This is a genomic window from Ramlibacter sp., from assembly GCF_035548915.1.
GTDB lineage: Bacteria > Pseudomonadota > Gammaproteobacteria > Burkholderiales > Burkholderiaceae_C > Ramlibacter.
In genome coordinates this window covers 378,240-400,345 of record NZ_DASZSE010000044.1, presented here as the reverse complement: position 1 = coordinate 400,345, position 22,106 = coordinate 378,240, and the positions used below count along the sequence as shown (strand labels likewise).

At 68.2% G+C, this 22,106-nt stretch carries 20 protein-coding genes; 14 read left to right on the top strand and 6 right to left on the bottom strand.

Translation table 11 applies throughout. The features are described 5' to 3' along the window. The first annotated feature begins 72 nt into the window (after positions 1–72). The 7 genes from VHA82_RS19885 to VHA82_RS19855 are packed head-to-tail and all read left to right on the top strand — an operon-like array spanning position 73 to position 8,531. Positions 73–2,994, top strand: a complete 2,922-nt coding sequence (locus VHA82_RS19885) for a FimV/HubP family polar landmark protein (protein WP_325546888.1) — start codon at positions 73–75, stop codon at positions 2,992–2,994. A gap of 55 nt (positions 2,995–3,049) precedes the next feature. Beyond that, a complete protein-coding gene (gene truA, locus VHA82_RS19880) occupies positions 3,050–3,838 on the top strand; it encodes a tRNA pseudouridine(38-40) synthase TruA (protein WP_325546887.1) in 789 nt (262 codons plus the stop codon). Then, a complete protein-coding gene (locus VHA82_RS19875; protein WP_325546886.1) occupies positions 3,835–4,569 on the top strand; it encodes a phosphoribosylanthranilate isomerase in 735 nt (244 codons plus the stop codon). Before truA ends, VHA82_RS19875 begins: the two co-directional genes overlap by 4 nt. Further along, complete coding sequence (gene trpB / locus VHA82_RS19870) at positions 4,547–5,806, top strand: tryptophan synthase subunit beta (RefSeq protein ID WP_325546885.1); 1,260 nt, start codon at positions 4,547–4,549, stop codon at positions 5,804–5,806. Before VHA82_RS19875 ends, trpB begins: the two co-directional genes overlap by 23 nt. Further along, the gene (trpA, locus tag VHA82_RS19865; protein ID WP_325546884.1) at positions 5,803–6,612 is read left to right on the top strand and encodes a tryptophan synthase subunit alpha; all 810 of its coding nucleotides are present in this window, start codon (positions 5,803–5,805) and stop codon (positions 6,610–6,612) included. The genes trpB and trpA overlap by 4 nt, the downstream gene beginning before the upstream one ends. 27 nt (positions 6,613–6,639) lie before the next feature. After that, complete coding sequence (gene accD, locus VHA82_RS19860; protein WP_325546883.1) at positions 6,640–7,512, top strand: acetyl-CoA carboxylase, carboxyltransferase subunit beta; 873 nt, start codon at positions 6,640–6,642, stop codon at positions 7,510–7,512. A gap of 53 nt (positions 7,513–7,565) precedes the next feature. Beyond that, positions 7,566–8,531 carry a glycosyltransferase gene (locus VHA82_RS19855; protein WP_325546882.1) on the top strand — a complete coding sequence of 322 codons (966 nt, stop codon included), beginning with the start codon at positions 7,566–7,568 and terminating at the stop codon, positions 8,529–8,531. 10 nt (positions 8,532–8,541) lie between these two features. On the opposite strand, the gene murB is transcribed toward VHA82_RS19855, so the two are convergent. Then, a complete protein-coding gene (murB, locus tag VHA82_RS19850) occupies positions 8,542–9,582 on the bottom strand; it encodes a UDP-N-acetylmuramate dehydrogenase (protein ID WP_325546881.1) in 1,041 nt (346 codons plus the stop codon). Between the two features lie 43 nt (positions 9,583–9,625). Here murB and VHA82_RS19845 point away from each other — a divergent pair, with 43 nt between their 5' ends. The 3 genes from VHA82_RS19845 (at position 9,626) to VHA82_RS19835 (ending at position 12,376) form a co-directional block, all read left to right on the top strand. After that, positions 9,626–10,111 carry a YajQ family cyclic di-GMP-binding protein gene (locus VHA82_RS19845; protein ID WP_325546880.1) on the top strand — a complete coding sequence of 162 codons (486 nt, stop codon included), beginning with the start codon at positions 9,626–9,628 and terminating at the stop codon, positions 10,109–10,111. A gap of 13 nt (positions 10,112–10,124) precedes the next feature. After that, complete coding sequence (locus VHA82_RS19840; protein ID WP_325546879.1) at positions 10,125–10,781, top strand: retropepsin-like aspartic protease; 657 nt, start codon at positions 10,125–10,127, stop codon at positions 10,779–10,781. 68 nt (positions 10,782–10,849) lie between these two features. Continuing rightward, positions 10,850–12,376 carry an MFS transporter gene (locus tag VHA82_RS19835; protein ID WP_325546925.1) on the top strand — a complete coding sequence of 509 codons (1,527 nt, stop codon included), beginning with the start codon at positions 10,850–10,852 and terminating at the stop codon, positions 12,374–12,376. Here the strand turns inward: VHA82_RS19835 and VHA82_RS19830 are convergent. The 5 genes from VHA82_RS19830 to VHA82_RS19810 are packed head-to-tail and all read right to left on the bottom strand — an operon-like array spanning position 12,348 to position 16,210. Next, the gene (locus VHA82_RS19830; RefSeq protein WP_325546878.1) at positions 12,348–12,773 is read right to left on the bottom strand and encodes a phage holin family protein; all 426 of its coding nucleotides are present in this window, start codon (positions 12,771–12,773) and stop codon (positions 12,348–12,350) included. The genes VHA82_RS19835 and VHA82_RS19830 overlap by 29 nt on opposite strands. Before the next feature lie 27 nt (positions 12,774–12,800). Continuing rightward, positions 12,801–13,256, bottom strand: coding sequence for a hypothetical protein (locus VHA82_RS19825; protein WP_325546877.1), 456 nt, complete (start codon positions 13,254–13,256; stop codon positions 12,801–12,803). 24 nt (positions 13,257–13,280) lie between these two features. After that, positions 13,281–13,928: a glycerol-3-phosphate 1-O-acyltransferase PlsY gene (gene plsY / locus VHA82_RS19820; RefSeq protein ID WP_325546876.1), complete on the bottom strand. Its 648-nt coding sequence runs from the start codon at positions 13,926–13,928 to the stop codon at positions 13,281–13,283. A gap of 16 nt (positions 13,929–13,944) precedes the next feature. Continuing rightward, complete coding sequence (locus VHA82_RS19815; RefSeq protein WP_325546875.1) at positions 13,945–14,436, bottom strand: aminoacyl-tRNA deacylase; 492 nt, start codon at positions 14,434–14,436, stop codon at positions 13,945–13,947. Between the two features lie 4 nt (positions 14,437–14,440). Beyond that, positions 14,441–16,210: an acyl-CoA synthetase gene (locus tag VHA82_RS19810; protein WP_325546874.1), complete on the bottom strand. Its 1,770-nt coding sequence runs from the start codon at positions 16,208–16,210 to the stop codon at positions 14,441–14,443. Between the two features lie 27 nt (positions 16,211–16,237). On the opposite strand from VHA82_RS19810, the gene VHA82_RS19805 reads away from it, so the two are divergent. The 4 genes from VHA82_RS19805 to pepN all read left to right on the top strand — a co-directional run bounded on the left by VHA82_RS19805 (position 16,238) and on the right by pepN (position 22,093). Then, a complete protein-coding gene (locus tag VHA82_RS19805) occupies positions 16,238–17,143 on the top strand; it encodes an alpha/beta hydrolase (RefSeq protein WP_325546873.1) in 906 nt (301 codons plus the stop codon). A 205-nt stretch (positions 17,144–17,348) separates the two neighbouring features. Further along, positions 17,349–18,257, top strand: a complete 909-nt coding sequence (locus tag VHA82_RS19800) for a hypothetical protein (protein ID WP_325546872.1) — start codon at positions 17,349–17,351, stop codon at positions 18,255–18,257. 53 nt (positions 18,258–18,310) lie between these two features. Beyond that, positions 18,311–19,415, top strand: a protein-coding gene (prfB, locus tag VHA82_RS19795; protein WP_325546871.1) for a peptide chain release factor 2 whose coding sequence is annotated in 2 segments (ribosomal slippage) — positions 18,311–18,391 and positions 18,393–19,415 — 1,104 coding nt in all. Because the reading frame shifts where the segments join, the coding sequence is not laid out codon by codon here. Between the two features lie 23 nt (positions 19,416–19,438). Beyond that, positions 19,439–22,093 (top strand): aminopeptidase N, encoded by a 2,655-nt coding sequence (gene pepN, locus VHA82_RS19790; RefSeq protein ID WP_325546870.1) that lies wholly within the window; start codon positions 19,439–19,441, stop codon positions 22,091–22,093. The last annotated feature ends 13 nt before the right edge of the window (positions 22,094–22,106 follow it).

Sequence of the window (22,106 nt, the reverse complement as noted above, 5' to 3'; positions counted from 1 at the left end):
TACGCGCGGGTTTCGGCACTCGCGTTCGCGGCTGCACTTGCGCTCGGCGTTGCCGCTGGCGATGCCCAGGCAATGGCTCTGGGCCGTGTTTCCGTGCAGTCCGCGCTCGGAGAGCCCTTGCGCGTGGAAATCGACATCGCCGACATCAACGCGGAAGAAGTCGCGAGCCTCAGGGCGCGCGTGGCCGGCCCGGAAGCGTTTCGCGCCGCCGGACTCGAATTCAATCCGACGCTGCAAAACGTCAACATCACCTTGCAGCGTCGGCCGGACGGCCGCTATTTCCTGCAGCTGACCAGCGACAGGACCATCACCGAGCCCTTCGTGGACCTGCTGCTGGAAACCAGCTGGTCGTCCGGACGCATCGTGCGCGACTACACGATGCTTTTCGATCCGCCGAATCTGCGGCGTCCCGCGGCGCCGCTCGCCGCGCAGATCACCCCCGCTCCCTCGCAGGCGCAGACGGCACCTGTGGCGCGCGCCCCGGCGGTGACGCCCGCCGCACCGGTCGCGCGCGCACCCTCGGCGCCGGCCGCGGGTCCCGCCGTGTCGCGCACGCCCGCGACCCGCGCCGCGACCCGTCCCGCGCCTTCCCCCGTGGCGCGCGCGGCACCCGCACCGGCTCCCGCACCGACGGCTTCGGCCGACGGCCGGCGCGTCACCGTGAAAGAAGGCGACAACGCCACGCGCATCGCCAACGCGAACAAGCCCCCGAGCATCTCTCTGGACCAGATGCTCATTGCGCTGCTGCGCATGAACCCGGCCGCATTCGCCGGCAACAATGTGAACCGCCTGAAGGCGGGCGCGGTGCTCGAGATTCCTTCCTCCGGCCAGGCCGCGCAGGTCGGCGCGAAGGAAGCGGAGCAGGTCCTCGTTGCCCAGACGCGCGACTTCAACGAATTCCGCCGCCGCCTCGCCGAAGGCCTGCCGGTGCGCGACATGCGTAGTGGCGATCGCGTGGTCTCCGGCAAGGTCACGACGCAGATCCAGGAGAAGGGCCCGGCCGCCGCGAGCCCGGACAAGCTGACCCTCTCGAAGGGCGCGGTCGCGAGCTCCAGGGGTCCGGCCAGCGCCGACCGGATCGCGCAGCAGCGCGCCGCCCAGGAAGCGGCCAGCCGCGTCGCGGAGCTGAACAAGAACATCACCGATCTCAACAAGCTCGGCAAGTCGACCGGCGCGACCGCGCCAGCGGGCGCACCGCCCGCGACCGGCTCGGCAAGCGGCGCACGGCCGGCGATCGCCACGCCGATGGCAGCGGCGCCCGCGAGCATGCCGAAGCCCGCCGCGCCAGCCGTGCCGCTCGCGGCTCCGGCTGCAGTGGTCAAACCCGCTTCGGCGCCCGCGACACCGGCGACACCCGCCGCTGCACCCGCGACATCACCCAGCGTGCCCTCGATGACGGCTGCTTCGGCGGCCACCGCCGCACCGGCCGTCGCCGCTTCCGCGAGCGCACCCGCAAAGCCCGCGAGCGGCACCGCGGCCGCGGTATCGGCCGCGGCGTCCTCGGCCACCTCGCCCGCATCCTCCGCATCCCCCGCCGCGACGACCGCATCCGCCATGCCCGCGGCCGCGAGCGCGAGTGGCGCGCCTGCCGCTGCCGCGGCGGTGGCGGCTGCACCCGCGCCGGCACCGAAGAAGCCCGCGGCGGCGCCTCCCCCGCCGCCCGAGCCGAGCTTCCTCGATCAGCTGCTCGACAACCCGCTGATCCCGGCAGCCGCGGTCGGCCTGCTCGCGATGCTGCTCGGTCTCGGCTTCTACAAGATGCGCCAGCGCCGCAAGGCGACTCAGGTGGACAGCTCCTTCCTCGAAAGCCGGCTGCAGCCCGATTCGTTCTTCGGTGCGAGCGGCGGCCAGCGCATCGACACGGCCGAAGGCAGCGGCGCCGCGACCGGTTCGTCGATGGTGTATTCGCCAAGCCAGCTCGACGCGGCGGGCGATGTCGATCCGGTGGCCGAAGCCGACGTGTACCTCGCTTACGGCCGCGACCTGCAGGCCGAGGAAATCCTCAAGGAGGCGCTGCGGACCAATCCGAGCCGCGTCGCCATCCACGCGAAGCTGCTTGAAATCTATGCGAAGCGGCGCGACGCGAAGGCTTTCGAACTCGTCGCGACCGAGGCCTACAACCTCACGCATGGCGAAGGCCCCGAGTGGGAACACATCTGCGAGCTGGGCCGCGAGCTCGATGCCGCCAATCCGATGTATCGCCCCGGCGGCCAGCCCGACGAGGGCGCCAAGGCCGCTGCAGCGGCCGCTGCAGCGGCGCCAGCCGCCTTCGGCGCCACGGTGGTGACGCAGGCGATGCCGGCGCCGGCCACTCCCCCGGCGGTGGACCTCGACCTCGATCTCGACTTCTCGCTGGGCGATGAGCCGCCTGCGGCCGCGGCGGCTGCCGCACCGGCCGCCGCCTCGTCGGGCAGCGAGCCCACGATCGTGATGCACGCTGCCACGCAGCCGGTGCAAGCGGCGATGCAGCCGCCGCCCGCGCTCGACCTCGACTTCGGCGCGCCTGAACTGCCCGCGTCGGCGCCCTCACCGGCACATTCTCCGGTTGCGGCGAGCGAGCCGCCCGCACGGCTGGACGCACCGGACCTCACGCTCGACGAGAACGCGCTCAGCTTCGACCTGTCGGCACCCCCGCCAGCCGCGCCCGCGCCCGCGCCCAAGGCAGCGCCCGCACCCGTTGCCGCGGCAGCGGCCGCGCCGGCCGGCGGCGACGGCATGATCGAATTCGACCTCGGCAGCCTCTCGCTCGACCTCCCGGGCGCGAAGAAGGAAGCGGACGCCGGTCCCGTCAGCACTTCGGGCGCGATTTCGACGACGGGCCTCGAGCCGGAGTCGGGCGACGGCGATCCGCTTGCCACCAAGCTCGCGCTTGCCGAAGAGTTCAACGCGATCGGCGACCCCGACGGCGCGCGAAGCCTGGCGGAAGAAGTGCTCGCGGAAGCCTCCGGCGAACTCAAGAACCGCGCCCAGAAGCTCCTCGCCGAGATCGGCTAGGCACTCTTTCGGTCTTTCGGAAATCTCAAGGCGCGGTCTCTTCCCGCGCAGCCCCATGCGGCTCGCGCTCGGCATCAGCTACAACGGACAGGCTTACGAGGGCTGGCAGAGCCAGCCCTCCGCCCGCACCGTGCAGGACCACCTGGAATCGGCCCTGGCGCGCTTTTGCGCGCGGCCGGGGCGCGTCGCCACGCTGTGCGCGGGCCGCACGGATGCGGGCGTGCATGCGCTGATGCAGGTCGTTCACTTCGACACCGACTTGCGGCGCGAGGCGTTTTCGTGGGTGCGGGGCACCAACACGTTCCTGCCCCCCGACATCGCCGTGCAATGGGCTCGCGAAGTGCCCGATGCCTTCCACGCGCGCAACAGCGCCACGTCGCGCCGCTATGCCTACGTGCTGCTCGAAAGCCCGGTGCGCCCGAGCGTGGACGCGGGCCGCGTGGGCTGGGTCTTCCGCGCGCTCGATGCGGACCGCATGCGCGAAGGCGCGGCGCTGCTTGTGGGGCGGCACGACTTCACCTCCTTTCGCGCTTCCGCATGCCAGGCGAAAAGCCCGGTGAAGACGATGAAGCGCATCGGCATCGAGCGGCGCGGCAGCTACTGGCGCTTCGACTTCGAGGCCGATGCGTTCCTGCATCACATGATCCGCAACATCATGGGCTGCCTCGTCGCGGTGGGCCAGGGGCTCGAGCCGCCGCAATGGATCGGGCAGGTGATCGCCGCGCGAAGCCGCGATGCGGCGGCGCCCACGTTCGCGCCGGACGGGCTCTACTTCCTCGGGCCCGTGTACGACGCGCGGTGGGCGCTGCCGGAGCGCACGCCTGCGTATGATGGACTGCCATGACCCCGCCCGGCCCGCTCGACCATCGCACCCGCATCAAGATCTGCGGGCTCACGCGCGAGGAGGACCTCGATGCCGCGGTGGATGCCGGCGCCGACGCGGTCGGCTTCGTCCTGTGGGCGAAGAGCCCGCGCTGCGTGAGCGCGCGGCGCGCCGGTGAACTCTCGCGCCGCTTGCCCCCCTTCGTCACGCCCGTGCTGCTCTTCGTGAATGCGAGCGACGAGGAAGTGCGCACGGGCTGCGACGCCGTTCCCGCCGCGCTGCTGCAGTTCCATGGCGACGAGACGCCGCAGCGCTGCCTGGAACTCGCGCGGGGCCGGCCGTACATGCGCGCCGCGCGCGTTCCGCTGGATTCATCGGTACCCTTCGACTTGCTAGAATTCGTCGATCTCCACTCGCAAGCCCGGGCCGTGCTGGTCGACGCGCATGTCGACGGCTACGGCGGAAGCGGCAAAACCTTCGAATGGTCACGGCTGCCAACAAACGTCGACTGTCACCTCGTCTTGTCTGGTGGGTTGACGCCTGCCAACGTGACCGATGGCATCGTGCAGGTGCGGCCGCGCTGCAAGACGCTGGCCGTTGATGTAAGTTCCGGCGTCGAAGCGGTCTCTGCCGAAGGGGCCGCGCTCAAAGGCATCAAGGACGCCGCCAAGATCCATCGGTTCGTCGCGGCCGTGCGTGCCGCCGACGTGCTCCTCGCAAGGTCCACCCATGCCCTCCTATCATCAACCTGACCCGACAGGCCACTTCGGGACTTATGGCGGCAGCTTCGTGAGCGAGACGCTCACGCACGCGATCGACGAGCTCCGCGCCGCGTACGCGAAGTACCGCGACGACCCCGAATTCCTGCGCGAATTCGAGTACGAGCTGAAGCACTTCGTGGGGCGGCCGTCCCCCATCTACCACGCCGAGCGCATGAGCCGCGAACAGGGCGGCGCGCAAATCTACCTGAAGCGCGAAGACCTGAATCACACGGGCGCGCACAAGATCAACAACGTGATCGGCCAGGCGATGCTCGCGCGCCGCATGGGCAAGCCGCGCGTGATCGCCGAGACGGGCGCGGGGCAGCATGGCGTCGCCACCGCCACGATCTGCGCGCGCTACGGCCTCGAGTGCGTGGTCTACATGGGCAGCGAAGACGTGAAGCGGCAAAGCCCGAACGTGTATCGCATGAATCTGCTGGGCGCGACCGTGGTGCCGGTGGAGTCGGGCTCGAAGACGCTGAAGGATGCGCTGAACGAAGCGATGCGCGACTGGGTCACCAACGTGGAGAACACGTTCTACATCATCGGCACGGTCGCGGGGCCGCACCCCTACCCGATGATGGTGCGCGATTTCCAGAGCGTGATCGGCAAGGAATGCCTCGCGCAGATGCCCGAGATGTGCGGCTCGCAGCCGGACGCCGTGATCGCGTGCGTGGGCGGGGGCAGCAATGCGATGGGCATCTTCTTTCCGTACATCCCGCAGGAAGCCGTGCGCCTGATCGGCGTGGAAGCCGCGGGCGAGGGCCTCGAGAGCGGGAAGCACTCGGCCTCGCTGCAGCGCGGCTTGCCGGGCGTGCTTCACGGCAACCGCACGTACATCCTGCAAGACGAGAACGGGCAGATCACGGAAACGCACAGCGTGAGCGCGGGCCTCGACTACCCCGGTGTCGGCCCCGAACACGCATGGCTCAAGGATTCGGCCCGCGCCGAATACGTGGGCATCACCGACAGCGAAGCGCTCGCCGCGTTCCACTACCTCTGCCGCACCGAAGGCATCATCCCCGCGCTCGAATCGAGCCATGCGATCGCATATGCGATGAAGCTCGCGAAGACGATGCGTCCCGACCAGAAGATCCTCGTGAATCTCTCCGGCCGCGGCGACAAGGACATCGGCACGGTCGCGGATCTTTCGGGCGTGGACTTCTACGACCGGCCGTCGATGCGCGGGCTCTCGTTGAAAGGCCAGCCGAAGGAGTCCAGGCAATGAGCCGTATCGAAGGCACCTTCGCGCGGCTGCGCGCGCAAGGGCGCAAGGCGCTCGTCCCCTACATCACCGCCGGCTTCCCGTTCGCGGACATCACGCCTTCTCTCATGCATGCGATGGTCGAGGCGGGCGCGGACGTGATCGAGCTCGGCGTGCCCTTCTCCGACCCGATGGCCGACGGGCCCGTCGTCCAGCGCGCGGGCGAAGTCGCGTTGAAGCTCGGCATCGGCACCGCGCAGGTGCTGGAGATGGTGCGCGAATTCCGCAGGAACGACACCGCCACGCCCGTGGTCCTCATGGGCTATGCCAACCCTGTGGAGCGCTACGACCTGAACCACGGGCAGGACGCCTTCGCGCGCGATGCGGCCTCCGCGGGCGTGGACGGCGTGCTGATCGTGGACTACCCCCCGGAGGAATGCGAGGACTTCGCGGCGAAACTGCGCGCCAACGGCCTCGACCTCATCTTCCTGCTCGCGCCCACCAGCACCGAAGCGCGCATGCGCCAAGTCGCGCGCATCGCAAGCGGCTACGTGTATTACGTGTCGCTGAAGGGCGTGACCGGTGCGGGCCACCTCGACACCGCGGCGGTGGAGCAGGCATTGCCGCGCATCCGCGAGCACGTGAAGATTCCGCTGGGTGTGGGTTTCGGCATTCGCGACGCGTCATCGGCCAAGGCGATCGGCCGCGTGGCGGATGCGGTCGTGATCGGCAGCAAGGTGATCCAGGTGGTGGAAGCCGAGCCGAGGGAGCGAATGGCTCAGGCACTCGCGGAGTTCCTGCGCGGCATCCGCGCCGCGTTAGACTCGTAGGATGAATTCGCGCGAGGAGTGCACCCGATGAGCTGGCTCGAGAAACTGCTGCCGCCGAAGATTCAGCCCACCGACCCGGCGGAGCGCCGCAGCGTCCCCGAAGGCCTGTGGATCAAGTGCCCGAGCTGCGAGACCGTGCTGTACAAGAGCGATCTCGAGCAGAACCAGAACGTCTGCCCGAGCTGCGGGCATCACCATCGCATCGGCGCGCGCGCGCGGCTCAATGCCTTCCTCGATCCCGAAGGCCGCTACGAGATCGGCCAGGAAGTGCTGCCGGTCGATCCGCTCAAGTTCAAGGACAGCCGCCGCTATCCGGAACGCCTGAAGGAGGCGCTGGAGAACACGGGCGAGACCGACGCGCTCGTCGTGATGGGCGGTGCGGTGCACAGCATGAACCTCGTCGCCGCGGCGTTCGAATTCGACTTCATGGGCGGCAGCATGGGCAGCGTCGTGGGCGAACGCTTCTCGCGCGGCGTGGAAGCCGCCATCGAGCAGAAGGTCCCGTTCGTCTGCTTCACCGCGACCGGCGGCGCGCGCATGCAGGAAGGCCTGCTCTCGCTCATGCAGATGGCCAAGACCAATGCGGCACTCACCCGGCTCGCGAAGAAGGCACTGCCCTACATCAGCGTGCTCACCGATCCCACCATGGGCGGCGTGAGCGCGGGCTTCGCCTTCGTGGGCGACGTCGTGATCGCCGAGCCCAAGGCGCTGATCGGCTTCGCCGGCCCCCGCGTGATCGAATCGACCGTGCGGGTGACGCTGCCCGAAGGCTTCCAGCGAGCCGAGTTCCTCCAGCAAAAGGGCGCGGTGGACTTCATCTGCGACCGGCGCGAACTGCGCAGGACCATCGCCAACGTTCTTGCGATGCTGCAGCGGCAGCCGGCGGATGCGGTGAGCTGACGCTACGCGTGGGAAGAGCTCACCGGCCCGATGCGCGGGCCGCAGGAGTGGAGATGGACGATCGAGTGGTCATCGTCACCCCGGTGTACGAGGATGCGGCCGCCGCGACCCAGCTGCTGCGCGAGCTGGCGAAGGAGCTCGGCCCTTCCGTGCACGTGATCGCCGTGGACGACGGCTCGGTGCACGAGCCGCTTTCGACGCAGCCGATGATCGACGCGGGCATCGAAGGCACCGTCGTCACGCTGCGACGCAACGTCGGGCACCAGCGCGCGATCGCCGTCGGCCTTGCATATGCCGTGGAACATTTCGCGGCGCGAGCGAGCTCCTTCGTCACGATGGACTCCGACGGCGAGGACCTCCCGCGGACCGTTCTCCCACTGCTGGACGCCCTCGCGCCCGACGACGTCGACGTGGTGGTCGCGCAGCGCAGAAGCCGCGTGGAGACGCTGCGCTTTCGCATCTTCTACCAGGTCTACAAGCGCGTCTTTCGCCTGCTCACGGGCCGCTGGATCAGCTTCGGCAACTTCATGGCGATGAAGCCGGCCGCGGCGCGGCGTCTCGTGGGCATGGAAGAAACGTGGGTGCACGTGGCGTCGAGCGTGCTCGCGTCGAAGCTGCGCATCGCCGGCTGCCCGCTCGACCGCGGACCGCGCTACGCCGGGCGCAGCAAGCTCAATTTCATCGGGCTCGCGCTGCACGGCTTTCGCGGTCTCATGGTGTTCGCCGAAGACGTGCTGGTGCGCGTCGGCGTCGCATGCGCGCTCCTCGCCGGCGCGTCGATGCTCGGCGCCACGACGGCGCTCGTGCTGAAGCTGGCGGGCCTTGCCACGCCGGGCTGGTTTTCGATGGTGGTGGGCATCCTGCTGGTGGTCTTCCTGCAGACCGGCACGCTCACGCTCACGATGCTGATGCTGACGGGGCTCGTGCGCCGCGGCGGCGGCGGCCCGGCGGATCACGTGGGGCTCATCGACCGCGTGGCGCATGCGCGCCTCGTCCGGCAGGAGCCCGTCGCGCGCTGAGCCGGCGCATCTATACCACCACCGGCTCCGGCTCCAGCCGGATGCCGAACCGCTCGTACACGCTCGTCTGGATCGCGCGCGCCAGTGTCACCACTTCCCCACCCGTCGCACCCCCGCGGTTCACGAGCACGAGCGCCTGCTTCTCGTACACGCCCGCCTTGCCCACCGACTTGCCCTTCCAGCCGCACGCGTCGATCAGCCAGCCCGCCGCGAGCTTCACGCTGCCGTCGGGCATCGGGTAGTGCACGATGCCGGGGTCGCGCGCGATGATGTCCTGGCACTGCTCCGGCGTCACCGTCGGATTCTTGAAGAAGCTGCCCGCGTTGCCGATCACGCGCGGGTCCGGCAGCTTCGCGCTGCGGATCGCGCAGACCCAGTCGTAGACCTGCCGCGCATCGGGCTCGCCGATGCCCGTTTCCGCGATCTTGCGCTGCAAGTCGAGATAGCCCGTCACCGCCCGCCAGGGCTTGGGCAGGCGCAGGCGCACGCGCAGGATGAGGGCGCGCCCGGCAAGACCCAGGTCGCTGTCCTTCGCGGCGCTGTGCTTGAAGACCGAATCGCGGTAGCCGAAGGCGCATTGCGCCGCGTTCAGCGTGAAAAGCCGGCCGGTGTTCAGGTCGATCGCGTCCAGCGAATCGAACGTGTCCTGCAGCTCCACCCCGTAGGCCCCGATGTTCTGCACCGGCGCGGCGCCCACGGTGCCCGGAATGAGCGCGAGATTTTCCAGTCCGAAGTGGCCCTCGTCGAGCGTCCAGGTGACGAAGTCGTGCCAGTTCTCCCCCGCTCCCGCCTCGATCAGCGTGTACTTCGACGTCTCCTGGAGCACGCGCCGCCCCATGATCTCGACCTTCAGGACCGTCGCCTTCACGTCGCCCGTGAGCACGATGTTGCTGCCGCCGCCGAGCACGAACTTGGGGCCCGGCCCGTACTCGGGATGGGCGAGCAGCGCCTGCGCGTCGGCTTCGCTTCCCACGCGCACGAGCGTTCTGGCCCGCGCCACGATCCCGAAGGTGTTGTGCGGCTGAAGCGGCGCATTGTGCTCGACGTTCATGGGACAATTGTCACCCAAGCCAGCGAGCCGGGAACCCAAGGAAATGCCTTCATTCGATGCCGTCTGCGAACCCGACATGGTGGAGGTGAGGAACGCCGTCGAGAACACCGCCAAGGAGATCGGCACGCGCTTCGACTTCAAGGGCACGTCCGCTTCCATCGAGCTGAAGGACAAGGAAATCACGCTGCACGGCGACGCCGATTTCCAGCTCCAGCAGGTGCAGGACGTGCTCCTTGCCAAGATGGCCAAGCGAGGCGTGGACGTGCGCTTCCTCGACAAGGGCGAGGTGCAGAAGATGGGCGGCGACAAGGTGCGCCAGGTGCTCAAGGTGCGAAGCGGCATCGAGTCCGAGCATGCGAAGAAGCTGCAAAAGCTCATCAAGGAAAGCAAGCTGAAGGTTCAGGCCTCGATCCAGGGGGAGTCCGTGCGCGTGACGGGCGCCAAGCGCGACGACCTGCAGCAGGCCATCGCGCTCATCCGCCGGGAATTGGCCGAGCTGCCGCTCGGCTTCAACAATTTCCGCGACTGAAGATGCACCCGGCATGAGAACCTTCGTGGCGGTCCTGCTCGCGTGCGGCTCGGCCGCCGGCACGGCCGATGCGCTTGGCGGCGAACAGGTCGCGCTGCAGGGCATGCTCGGCAACAAGGCCCTCCTCATCGTGAACGGCTCGCCGCCGAAGACCGTCGCGCCCGGGGAAACCTTCCGGGGCGTGAAGGTGCTCTCCACCTCCGGCCAGGAAGCCGTGGTGGAGGTGGAAGGCAAGCGCCTCACGCTGCGAGTCGGCGAAGCCCCGGCCAGCGTCGGCGCGAGCGGCGGCGACTGGGCTCGCGGCAGCCGGGTCGTGCTCGCCGCGGGCACGGGCGGCCATTTCACGACGCCCGGCACGATCAACGGGCGGCCGGTGCAGTTCCTCGTGGACACCGGCGCCTCGGCGGTGTCGATGAGCCAGAGCCAGGCCGATCGGATCGGCATCGACTACGAACACGCCCGCCGCGTGCGAATGGACACCGCCAACGGCGCGGTCGCGGGCTGGGTGGTGAAGCTCGCTTCGGTGCGCATCGGCGACGTCGAGGTGTACGACGTCGACGCCATCATCGCGCCCGCGTCGATGCCCTTCGTGCTGCTCGGCAACTCCTACCTCGGCCGCTTCAAGGTCCAGCTCACCAACAACCAGATGGTGCTGGAGCGAAGGTATTGAGCGTCCTGGCTGAACGCGCTGCCTCCCGCCAGTCCGCGCTGGGTCCGCTGAAGACGCCCGTCTTTCGCATGCTGTGGCTCACCTGGATGGCGGCCAACACGACGATGTGGATGAACGACGTGGCCGCGTCGTGGCTCATGACCTCGCTCGGCCCCACGCCGCTGTGGGTCGCGCTCGTTCAGAGCGCCTCCACCCTGCCGGTCTTCGTGCTGGGGCTGCCGAGCGGCGCGCTCGCCGACATCGTGGACCGCCGGCGCTACTTCATGGCCACACAGTTCTGGGTGGCGACCGTGGCGACGATCCTGTGCATCGTGATCCTCATCGGCCACCTGACGGCGCCTCTGCTGCTCGCGCTCACCTTCGCCAACGGCGTGGGCCTCGCGATGCGCTGGCCTGTCTTCTCGGCGATCGTGCCGGAGATCGTGAGCCGCCCGCAGCTGCCGCAGGCGCTCGCGCTCAACGGCGTCGCGATGAACGCGTCTCGCATCCTCGGCCCGCTCGTCGCCGGCGCCCTGATCGCGAGCGCCGGAGCGCAATGGGTGTTCGTGACCAACGCGGTGGTCTCGATCATCGCGGGCTTCACGATCATGCGCTGGCGCCGCGTGCACCGGGAACATCCGCTCGGGCGCGAACGGCTCGCGAGCGCCATGCGCGTGGGGATGCAGTACGTCTGGCAATCGAGCCGCATGCGCGCGATCCTGCTGCGCATCTCGCTTTTCTTCATCCACTCCACCGCGCTGCTCGCGCTGCTGCCGCTGCTCGCGCGCGCGATCCCCGGCGGGCAGGCAGGCACCTTCACCGTGCTGCTCGCCTCGATGGGCGCGGGCGCCATCGCCGCCGCGCTGTCCATGCCGCGCATCCGCGGGTGGATGCCGCCCGAGCGGCGCATCTTCGCCGGCACGGCGATCCAGTCGGCAAGCGCCGTGGCGGTGGCCTTCGCGCCCAACATCGAACTGGCCGTGCCGGGGATGCTCTTTTCGGGCGCCGCGTGGATCACGGTCGCGAACTCGCTGAGCGTCTCCGCGCAGATGGCGCTGCCCGACTGGGTGCGCGCGCGCGGCATGTCGATCTACCAGATGGCCTTGATGGGCTCGACCGCAGCGGGCGCGGCGCTCTGGGGGCAGGTCGCCACCTGGAGCGGCATCCACATGGCGATCACGATCGCCGCGGGCACTTCGATCGTGTCGATGGCGCTTGCCCAGCGCTTCGTGATCGACCCGGACACCGAAGAGGACCTCTCGCCGCAGCGCGGCGAGGTGAAGGCACCGAAGATGGCACCGCCGCATCGTCCCGGGCGCATCCAGGTGAACGTCGAATACCGGATCGATCCGGCGCGCCGGGAAGACTTCATCGCCTTGATGGAGGAAAGCCGGCGCAGCCGCCTGCAGCAAGGTGCGCTCGCGTGGCAGCTGCTGCACGACCTGCACGATCCGGCGCGCTTCATCGAGCAGATCACCGACGAGTCGTGGACCGAGCACCTGCGGCGATTCGACCGCGTGACGGCCGCGGACGTCCAGCTGCGCGAGCGGCGGCTTTCCTTCCACGTGGGCGAGGGGCCGCCCCAGGTCACGCGGTTCGTGATCGAAGAGGACTGAGCACCCACTTGGCGCCGCTCGGCAACTCGATCTCCTGACCCGGATTCGCGCGGCCGATGAGCGCGCCGAGCACGAGGCTCACGACCGAGACGAAGAGACTCGCGAAGAGCGCGGTCCAGAACCCCGAGACGGTGAAGCCGCGCACGAGCTTGGCGACCAGCAGCAGCATGACCGCGTTGATCACGAGCAGGAACAGCCCGAAGGTCACGAAAGTGATCGGCAGCGTGAGCACGATGAGGACGGGGCGCACGATGGCATTGGCGAGCCCGAGCAGCAAAGCCGAGATCACGAGCGAGGGTGTGTCGCGAAAGCGCAGCCCCTTGAAAAGAAGGCTCGCGAGCCACAGCGCGAAAGCGGTGATGGCCCAGTGCAGGAGGAAGGTGAGTGCGTTCGCCATTGCTTGTTCTCCGCCGGTGCCCGGCCGCTACTTCTTCGCTGCTTCGCGTTCGCGCAGGATCGCCTCTTTGTCCTCGGGATTGAAGGCGATCCCCGCGCACTTGTCGTTGTGCGCCGCGGCCGCCTGCTTCATGGCTTCCAGTTCGGCCATGAAGCCGGCCTGTTCGTCGTTGTAGGCCTTCACCTTGGCCTGGAACGATTTCTGGTGGCGCGAGAACCGGTTGCCCTTCCACTGGTCTTCGTCCGCGTGCTTCGCTTCCTCCTCGAGCTCGGCGCTCTCCGCCTTCAGAGCGGCTTCCTGCTCGCGGCGCTTTGCGATGCGCTCGTCGAACGCCTTGCGGCGCGCGGCGACACGGTCCTCGGAATCCAGGCAGGCCCGCAGTTCGTCGCGCGAAATGGTGCGAGGCGGGGCCGACTGTGCGTGCACGGACAGCGCGCCGAGCAGGAGCAGCGCGCCGGCCGGAAAGAGTGCGATCGATTTCATGGGCGCGATATTACGCCCGCGCAATCAGTGCGCATGCGGCGGTGGCGCCTTCTTCGCGCCGAGGCGCGGCTCCCGGCCTTCGAGGAGGCGCCGGATGTTCTGCCGGTGGCGCCAGAGGGAAAGCCCCGCCATGACGGCAAGCGCGAGCGCGACCGATGCGTCGGCATACCACGCCGCGCGGTCGCCGAGCAGATAGTACGTCGGCGCGAACACGGCCGACACCATCGAGGCGAGCGAGGAATAGCGGAAGAAGAAGGCGATGATGAGCCAGGTGAGGCCCGTCGCGAGGCCGAGGGCCCAGTGGATGCCGAAGACCACGCCGATGAACGTGGCCACGCCCTTGCCACCCTTGAAGTGGAAGAACACCGGAAAGAGATGGCCGAGGAAGGCGGCGAGCCCCACCATCGCGACGGTCCCTTCGCCCAGGCCGAATCGAGCGCCGAACGCCCGCACGAGCAGCACCGGCACAAGCCCCTTGCAGGCATCGAGCACGAGCACGATCGCGGCGGCGGGCTTGCTGCCGGAGCGCAGCACGTTGGTCGCGCCGGGGTTGCCGCTGCCGAAAGTGCGCGGATCGGTGAGGCCCATGAGGCGGCTCACGATCACGGCGAACGCGAGCGAGCCGAGCAGGTAGGAGGCGATGACGGCGAGAAAGGCGTAGGCGAAATCCACGGGCGATATTGTGCCGTCACTCTTCGAGCGCGCAATGCACGGGCTTGGCGCCCAGCAGGTCGACGCACACCTTGGGGTCGATCCCCACGAGATAGCCGCGCCGTCCGCCGTTGATGAGGATGCGCGGCAAGGCGAGGATCGTCTCTTCGATGTGAACGGGCATCGACCTGCGCGTGCCGAAGGGCGACGTGCCGCCCACGAGATAGCCGCTGTGGCGGTTCGCGACTTCGGGTTTGCACGGCTGCACGGATTTCGCGCCGATCTGCCGGGCGAGGTTCTTCGTGGAGACGGTGCGGTTGCCGTGCATGAGCACGACGAGCGGCCGCGCCTTCTCGTCTTCCATCACGAGCGTCTTCACGACCATGAACGGATCGCAGCCCAGGACCTCCGCGCTGTGCTGCGCGCCACCGTGCTCGACGTATTCGTAGAGGTGTTCGGTGAATTCGACACCGTGCGCCTTCAGGAAGGCGGTCGCGGGGGTTTCGCTCACGCGATCTTTCTTCGCCATGCGCTCAGGGGCGATCGGGCACCGCCCTCGCCTTCTCTTCCTCCCGCAGGCGCAGCACGCGCCGCTGCACCTTGCCCGTCGTCGTCATCGGCAGCGCCTCGATGAACTCGATCTCTTTCGGGTACTCGTAGGGCGCGAGCCGGCCGCGCACGTGCGCCTGCAACTGCGCGATGAGCTCCACATCGAACGCGTGCATGCCGTGGGCGGCGATCGTTCTCGCCTCGGCTACGTGCGGCGCCAGCACGACATACGCCTTCACCACCGCGCCGCGCTCGCGATCGGGCTTGGGCACGACGGCCGCATTCACGACCGCGGGATGCTTCACGAGGCAGTTCTCGATCTCGCTCGGCCCGATGCGGTAACCCGCGGCCTTGAAGACGTCGTCGGCCCGGCCCTGATACCAGAGGTAGCCCTCCTCGTCCCGGACGGCGAGGTCGCCGGTGCGGCACCAGTCGCCCGTGAATTTGCGCCGCGTCGCATCCTCGTTCTTCCAGTACCCGAGGAAAAAGACGGGGTCCGGGTCGCCGTGCCGGTCGAACCGGTTCACGGCCACGTCGCCCGCAACGCCCGCTGGACACTCGTTGCCGTCGTCGTCGATCACCGCGACGCGATGCCCGGGATACGGCCGGCCCATGCTGCCCGCGCGCGCCGGCCACTGAGGCGCGCAGTTGCCCACGACGTAGTTCATTTCGGTCTGGCCGAACATCTCGTTCACGGTCACGCCGAGCCGGTCGCGGCAATACGCGAACACCGCGTCTCCCACGGCTTCGCCTGCGCTCATGATCGCGCTGAGCTGCAGCGCGAAGTGCTCGCGCGGCTCGGGATACGCCTTCATCATCGCCTTCAGCGCCGTCGGGAAGACGAACGTGTGCGTCACGCGGTGCTCCTGCAGCAGCGTGAAGGCGACTTCCGGATTGAAGCGGCCGTTGTAGGCAACAATGGGACGGCCGAAATAGAGCGTGGGCAGCAGCGCATCCATCAACCCGCCCGTCCACGCCCAGTCGGCCGGCGACCAGAACACGGCGTCGCTGCCGAGCGGCAAGGCTTGCTCCCCTTCTGTGAGCGCGCGGCCGCGCGGGTCGAAGCCGAACCAGTTCTGGCTGCACACGAACCCCGGCAGGTTGCCGATCAGCGCGCGATGCGGGATGAGGGCGCCTTTGGGCGGGCCGGTCGTGCCGCTCGTGTAGATCAGGACCGCGCCATCTTCCGAGTGCGTGCGCAGCGCGGTGAAGTCGGCATCGAGCAGCGGCCGCTCCGCGCCCCACGCGACATCCGAATGCGCCTCGGCGCCGTCCACGCCGATCACTTCGCGCAGCAGCGGACACTGGCTGCGCACCTCGGCAACGTTGCCGATCGACGATTCGTCGCAGATCGCGACCACCGCTTCGCTGTCGCGAAGCCGGTATTGCAGCGCCTCGGGTCCGAAGAGAATCGACAGCGGCATCGCCACCGCGCCGAGCTGGAACACCGCCATGTACGCGATCGCCGTCTCGAAGCGCTGCGGCATCACGATGGCGACGCGGTCGCCGCGGTGCACGCCCACGCCCGCGAGCAGGTTGCTCATGCGGTTCGCCTCGGCCGCCAGCCGCGCGTACGTGAGCGTGGCGCCCTCGCCTTCGACCCCATGCGCGCGGATGGCGATCCTTTCGTTCGCATCGGCGCGCGCGGCCCAGCGGGCGCAGCATGCCTCGGCGATGTTGAAGCGTTCCGGCACGAGCCAGCGCAAGCCCGCGTGCAGCGCGAGGTAGTTGTCCCTTCCTTGACTGGGGGTCATGGGTCGACTCTCCTATGATCCGGGCGAATGTATCAACCCCGGCGCATCCCCCGCAGCGAGTTTGTCCCGATCCGCACCCTCGACTACCACGTGTGGGTCTGGGGCGAGCGCCGCGAAGGCGTGCCGCCGCTCGTGATGGTCCACGGCTGGATGGACATCGGCGCGTCCTTCCAGTTCGTCGTGGACGAATTCGGGGCGGACCGCTTCGCGATCGCGCCGGACTGGCGCGGCTACGGGCTCACGGAGATGCCCGACACCGACAGCTACTGGTTTGCCGACTACCTCGCCGACCTCGACTTCCTGCTGGATCGCTACTGCCCCGAAGCGCCCGTGGACCTCGTGGGCCACAGCATGGGCGGCAACGTCGCGATGATGTACTCGGGCGTGCGGCCCGCGCGCGTGCGGCGTCTCGTGAACCTCGAAGGCTTCGGCATGGCCCGCACTTCGCCCGGTGAGGCGCCGGGGCGCTACGCGAAGTGGATCGACCAGCTGAAGGCGCTGCATCGCGGCGACCTGGCCCTGAAGGCCTACGACAGCGCCGAAGGCGTCGCCCGCCGGCTCATGAAGACCAACCCGCGGCTTGAACGCGACAAGGCCGAATGGTTGGCGCGCCACTGGGCCAGGGAAGGCGCGGACGGCCTCTGGCGCATCCTCGGCCATGACGCGCACAAGATCGTGAACGCCAACCTGCACCAGGTCGAGGAGACGCTCGAGCTCTACCGCTCGATCACGGCGCCGACGCTCATGGTCGAGGCGTCCGACAACAGCCTCGAGCAGTGGTGGCAGGGGCGCTACGGCCTCGCGGAGTGGCACCAAAGGCTGTCGGCCGTGTCCGACGTGCGTAGGACAACCATCGACGACGCGGGCCACATGCTGCACCACGATCAACCTCGTGAGCTCGCCCGGCTCATCGAGGATTTCCTGCGAGCCTGAGCCCCGCTGGGCTCGGCCCCACTGGGTCGAAACCCTCCGGAGACGTGAATTTTTCCGCTCAGCCTGCACTCCGAACTGAGCAGTAAGTAACACCCCTTGTCGTAGGAGCTGTCCTACCCCACACTGCCTCCCATTGTTGTGGGGTGACTTGATGAGGAAGTCGGGTGTATTGGCCGCGCTCCTGGGCGCAGTGCTCGCGGCTGTGTTGGCAACTCCTGCCTCGGCTCTGGAAGGCTTTCGCCCGCCGCCGAGCGGAGACGAGTTCGAACAGGGACTCGCAACCATGTGGGAAGTGCTGTGGCACCAGAGCGGCACCCCCACCCGCCTCGTTCGCTGGGAACAGGACATCCGGGTGCGCATCACCGGCGTCAACCTCGCCCAGCACAAGGCCTATACGCTGCAGGCGCTGCGCTCGGTGGCCGCCGAATCGGGCATCAACATCACCGACGTGAGCGACCGCCCCGACGCGGCGCAGATCGCCAACCTGAGCGTCGAGATCGTTCCCAACACGATGCTGGAAGACATCCAGCCGTGCGTCACCTACCTGAATTTCTACAGCGAAACGCGCATCGACTCCGCGGCCATGCAGATGCGCTCGAAGGACGTGCGCCGCTGCGCCTACCACGAGTCGATGCACGTGATGGGCGTGCGCGGCCACCCGGCGGGCAAGACCGTGCTCTCGTACTTTCCCTCCAAGGTCGACGGGCTGCTGCCGCTCGACAAGGTGATGCTGCATGCGTGGTATTCCCCGCGCATGCGCGGCGGCATGACGCCCTTCGAGGAAATGGCGGTGCTCGCCGATGAGCTGGTGCAGGTGCAGCCCGACCGGCTGGAAGCGTCGCAGAAGCGGGACAAGTTCCTCACGAAGACCATCGCGGACATGCAGTCGTTCGCCGACGGCAGTGGCGACGTGCCCGCCATCGTGAAGCGCTCGGGCAAGTGGACGCTCGACGGCATCCGGCACGGGCGCAGCGAGATGAGCTACTTCCTGGGCGTCGCCTACCTGCAGGGAGCGGGAGTCGACCCCGATCCGACGCAGGCGATGAAGTGGCTGCAGCGCGCCGCGAGCGAGGGCAACCGGCCGGCGCAGGCGAGGCTGGGCGCGTTCCGCTGAAGCGCGCCCCTGGCGCATGAGAGAATCTTCTGTTCGCAGAGGATTTTTCATTCATGGACGCAGAACACATCAACGCGATCGGCACGACGCTGACCGATCTTCGAACCCGCACCTCCGACCTTCGGAGGTATCTTTGACTTCGATGCCAAATCGGAGCGCCTGAGAACCGTCAACGCCTCCCTGGAAGACCCCTCGGTCTGGAACGACCCGAAGAAGGCCCAGGAACTCGGCAAGGAAAAGAAGCAGCTCGACGGCATCGTGCTCACCCTCGCCAATCTCGATCGCGAGCTCGCGGACAACCTCGAGCTGTACGAGATGAGCAAGGAAGAAGGCGACGAGGCGGGTCTTGCCACCATCGAGGCCGAAGGCGACAAGCTGAAGAAGCTGGTGGAAGACCTCGAATTCCGCCGCATGTTCAATCAGCCCGCCGACCCCAACAACTGCTTCCTCGACCTGCAGGCGGGCGCCGGCGGCACCGAAGCCTGCGACTGGGCATCGATGCTGATGCGCCAGTACCTGAAGTTCGCCGAACGCCGCGGCTTCAAGGCGACGGTGGAAGACGAAACGCCCGGCGACGTCGCGGGCATCAAGAGCGCGACACTCAAGATCGAAGGCGAATACGCGTTCGGCCTCCTGCGCACGGAAACCGGCGTGCACCGGCTCGTTCGCAAGTCGCCGTTCGACTCCTCGGGCGGTCGGCACACGTCCTTCGCGTCGGTGTTCGTGTATCCCGAGATCGACGACTCCATCGAGATCGACATCAACCCCGCCGACGTGCGCGTGGACACGTTCCGCGCCTCCGGCGCGGGCGGCCAGCACATCAACAAGACCGATTCGGCGGTGCGGCTCACGCACCTGCCGACGGGCATCGTCGTGCAGTGCCAGGACAGCCGCAGCCAGCACAGCAACCGCGACGTCGCGTGGCGGCGCCTGCGCTCGCGCCTGTACGACCACGAGATGCGCAAGCGCATGGAGGCGCAGCAGCAGCTCGAAGCCACCAAGACGGATGTCGGCTGGGGCCACCAGATCCGCAGCTACGTGCTGGACCAGAGCCGCATCAAGGACCTGCGCACGAACGTGGAGATCTCCAACACGCAGAAGGTGCTGGACGGCGATCTCGACGCGTTCATCGAGGCATCGCTGAAGCAGGGCGTGTAGCCGCAACCGGAAGGAACATCACCATGCGTGAAGGACACAACAAGATCATCCACCGCGCCGACTACCAGCCGCCCGCGTACTGGATCGACGCGGTCGACCTCACGTTCGATCTCGAGCCGAACAAGACGCGCGTGCTCAACCGCATGCGCGTGCGCCGCAACCCGGGCGAGGCCGCTCAGGCGCTGCGCCTCGACGGCGAGGAGCTGAACCTCGCGCGCGTGCTCGTGAACGGCCAGGGCACCTCCTTCAAGATCGAGGAAGGCCAGCTCGTGCTGGAGAACCTGCCCGAGGGCGCCGAGCCCTTCGATCTGGAAATCTTCACCACCTGCTGCCCCGCGAAGAACACGAAGCTGATGGGGCTCTACACGAGCAACGACTCGTTCTTCACGCAGTGCGAAGCCGAAGGATTTCGCCGCATCACGTATTTCCTCGACCGGCCCGACGTGATGGCGAGCTACACCGTCACGCTGCGCGGCGACCGGCAGCGCTACCCGGTGATGCTCTCCAACGGCAACCTGGTGGAGCACGGCGAGCTGGAAGAAGGCCGCCACTACGCGAAGTGGGTCGACCCGTTTCGCAAGCCGAGCTACCTCTTCGCGCTCGTCGCGGGCCGGCTCGTCTGCCGCGAACAGCGCATCGTGTCGCGCGCGGGCAAGGAACACCTGCTGCAGGTCTACGTGCGCCCGGGCGACCTGGACAAGACCGAACATGCGATGAATTCCCTCATGGCGTCGGTCGCGTGGGACGAGTCGCGCTTCGGCCTGTCGCTCGACCTCGAGCGCTTCATGATCGTCGCCACGAGCGACTTCAACATGGGCGCGATGGAGAACAAGGGCCTGAACGTCTTCAACACGAAGTACGTTCTCGCGAGCCAGGCCACGGCCACCGACGTCGACTACGCCAACATCGAATCGGTGGTCGGCCACGAGTACTTCCACAACTGGACCGGCAACCGCGTGACCTGCCGCGACTGGTTCCAGCTCTCGCTGAAGGAAGGCCTCACGGTGTTCCGCGACCAGGAGTTCAGCCAGGACCTCGCGGGCAGCGACTCGGCGCGCGCGGTGAAGCGCATCGAGGACGTGCGCGTGCTGCGCACCGCGCAGTTCCCGGAGGACGCGGGGCCGATGGCGCATCCCGTGCGGCCCGACCAGTACCTCGAAATCAACAACTTCTACACCGTCACGGTGTACGAAAAAGGCGCCGAGGTCGTGCGCATGATGCAGACGCTCGTGGGACGAGACGGATTCGCGAGGGGACTGTCGCTGTATTTTCAGCGCCATGACGGCCAGGCGGTGACGTGCGACGACTTCGCGCTCGCCATCGCCGACGCCAACCCCGGCTCGCCGCTCGCGCGGCAGCTCGATCGGTTCAAGCGCTGGTACAGCCAGTCGGGCACGCCCCGCGTGCGGGCGGTGCCGCACTACGACGCCGCATCGGGCATCTACAACCTCACGCTGTCGCAGTCGTGCCCGCCGACGCCGGGGCAGGCCGAAAAGCAGCCGTTCGTGATCCCGATCGCGCTCGGCCTGCTCGGTGCGGACGGCCGCGAGCTCACGACGGGCATGCACGTTCTCTCGGAGTCGAGCGAGACACTGAGCTTTCCCGGGCTGCAGGAAGAACCCGTGCCGTCGCTCCTGCGGGGCTTCAGCGCCCCCGTGATCCTGGAGTTCGACTACACGGACGAACAGCTTCTTGCCCTCCTTGCGCACGACACCGATCCCTTCAACCGGTGGGAGGCGGCGCAGCGCCTCGCGACGGCGCGGGCGCTCAGGTTCGTCGGCAGCGTGGGGCTCGCCGCGCGCGACATCCGGCTCGATGGCGCCTTCATCGATGCGATGCGCGGCATCCTGCGGCATCCCGGGCTCGATGCGTCCTTCAAGGAACTCGTGCTCACGCTGCCCGCGGAAACGTTCCTTGCCGAGCAGCTCGACGTGGTCGATCCGCAGCGCATCCACGAAGTGCGCGAGGCGATGCGAGAGCAGCTCGCGATCGAACTGCGCGACGATTGGCAGTGGGCCTTCGAGGCGCACAAGGAAAACGGTGCGTATCGGCCGGACCCGGTGTCGTCCGGGCGGCGCGCGCTGGCGGGACTTGCCCTCACGCATGCATGCATCGCCGCGAGATCCAGCCAGGACCCCGTGTGGCCGGGCAAGGCGTACCAGCGCTTCAAGGACGCCAACAACATGACCGACCGCTTCAACGCGCTCTCGGCGCTGGTGGTGAGCGGCCATGAACTCGCGGCCGAGGCGCTGCAGCGCTTCCATGCGATGTTCCGGCACGAGCCGCTCGTGATCGACAAGTGGTTCGCGCTGCAGGCGGGCTCGCCGGACCGCGGCGGCAACGTGCTGCCGGTCGTGAAGCAGCTCATGAACCATCCGGACTTCAACATCCGCAACCCGAACCGCGCGCGCAGCCTGATCTTCACGTATTGCAATGCCAACCCCGGCGCGTTCCACCGCGGCGACGCGGCGGGGTATGTGTACTGGAGCGACCGCGTGATCGAACTCGATGCGATGAATCCGCAGGTGGCCGCGCGGCTCGCGCGCGCGCTCGACCGGTGGAAGAAGCTCGCCGAGCCGCTGCGCGGCGCGGCGCGCGAAGCGATCGCGCGCGTGGATGCGCGGCCCGACCTGAGCAACGACGTGCGGGAGGTGGTGTCTCGCGCGCTCGCCGACTGATCATCCTTTCCAC